Annotated in this window: 2 protein-coding genes; one reads left to right on the forward strand and one right to left on the reverse strand. The window is 44.9% G+C overall.

Annotated features, from left to right (window positions below; translation table 11 throughout):
- Nucleotides 1–475: phosphotransferase (locus A3766_RS19510; RefSeq protein ID WP_369808641.1), on the reverse strand; the 475-nt coding region annotated here is incomplete at its 3' end.
- Nucleotides 476–848: 373 nt separating this feature from the next.
- Between A3766_RS19510 and A3766_RS19515 the strand changes: the two genes are divergently transcribed.
- The coding region (locus A3766_RS19515; RefSeq protein ID WP_197479637.1) for an LPS-assembly protein LptD at nucleotides 849–1,868 on the forward strand (1,020 nt) is incomplete at its 3' end.

Here is a 1,868-nt window from a genome sequence, read left to right on the forward strand (position 1 = left end):
TTTTCTCAAGCAACCAGTCTGGGAACAGGGCCATTTCCCGTTGCAGCAGTGCACTATCATAGAGTGGTAGAGCATAATCATTTGCTGGCTTAAGACTTTGGATCTTTAGCAGCGCCTTCATGGCTTGCGCATAGTGTTTATTACCACTTTCTATCACCGGGCTATCGGGATTCAGGTAAGGCAACAATAGCTCATCTCCCAAATCGCTTAATAATAGAAAGCCTTTATCCAAATCAACTTTTATCAAAGCCGGAACATTGACCCCTTGCTCTCGCCAACTACGTGCCAAGCAAACAAAGCTATTAGAGTCTTCCTTTTCAGGGGGAGCATCCATTGCGATTAAAGACTGGCCGGGCTGTTGAAAGCGGAAGTAGCGCCTGAAACTTGCATCGCCCGAGACAACCGAGAGCTCGGCTTTTTCTATCTCCAATGCTTCGGCAACCCAGGTACAGAGTGCTTGATACCGTTGATCCATCAATTAATCCTAATGTGTTTTCTTCTATTGAGTTGAATAAGACTTTATCGCTTTGGCTATGTATGCGTCAGTGTATATGACTAAGAAAGGCATGACCTTCATTCGCTGCGGCTATCCTAATCAAATTATATGTGCGCAGCAAAACTTAGCGAATTAAAAAAATGAGAGAATAAATCCAAGCGACTGGCTTTGAGTCTCAACAAAAGTTAAATGACATCCCTCCTGGCAGCGTTTATTATTCGCAACTAGGTTTGTTCATTAAACTAGCTAACCCTCTCGCTACTCATACTGGATCTCTGCATTGCCAACATTATCGCCATTTAAAGCTCCATCAAAGCGCATCTTCATAAGAGCAGTGCCTTTAATGTTAAGCATGAGCGCATCTGTCTGGGCAAATGATAATAGTTCGCTAACAACAGAGGCATGCTCATCAGCAAAGTCTGCGTCACCTTCAACAGAGCTGACATCAGAAAAACCGGTTAAGCCTGAAGAAGGTATTGTGATTCACGCCAAGGAAGTTAACTACCTTCCTGATGAAAACCTGGAGCTTAAGGGCGATATCGAATTTACTCACGGGCCTTACCATGCTCAAAGTAATGAAGCATCCATTAACAAAATTAGCCAGACAGCTGAACTTAAAGGCGACATCGTACTAAGCAGCCCCGATCTGATACTAAAAGGTGACAGCGCAACGGTAAATATGACCAGCGATAGAGTTTCGGTCATCAATGCCAGCTTCTCGAACCCCAAAACTTCAATTAACGGCAAAGCTTCAGAAATAACACGGGCAGACGAAAATACGCTGCTCATTCATGATGGCTTATTTACCAGCTGTCCGCCCGAGAAAAGAGACTGGGCCTTCGCTGCAGAAAACATTTCTCTCAATAGAGAAGAAGGCTTCGGCCAAGCAAAAAACACCCGTTTTCTGATTAAAGATACGCCTGTGATGTACATTCCCTGGTTTTCGTTTCCGATCGATGACCGCCGTAAGTCGGGCTTCTTATATCCTTCATTCGGTACCTCAAATACAGAGAACGGCATATTTCTATCGACCCCCTATTATTTTAACTTAGCGCCCGACTACGATGCGACGTTTACGCCCAGCTATGTTCATGGCAGAGGGGTACATTCCGATCTAGAACTTCGGCATGCTAGCACTTATACCAATAGCGAGCTCAACTTAGGCTACATCAGCAAAGACAAGTTCTATAATAGCGAGCAGAAAGCAATCGGCCCAGATGACACGGACGCTCGCTGGGGCCTCAGCTTTAGTCAGGATATCAATGCGCATCATGACGGCTGGTATGGCACGCTCAAATATAGCCAGATCAGCGACTTTGACTACCTGGATGATTTGAACCAGGGGCTGAATATAAACCGAAGTGATAACCTT

It is taken from the genome of Oleiphilus sp. HI0132 (genome assembly GCF_001635845.1).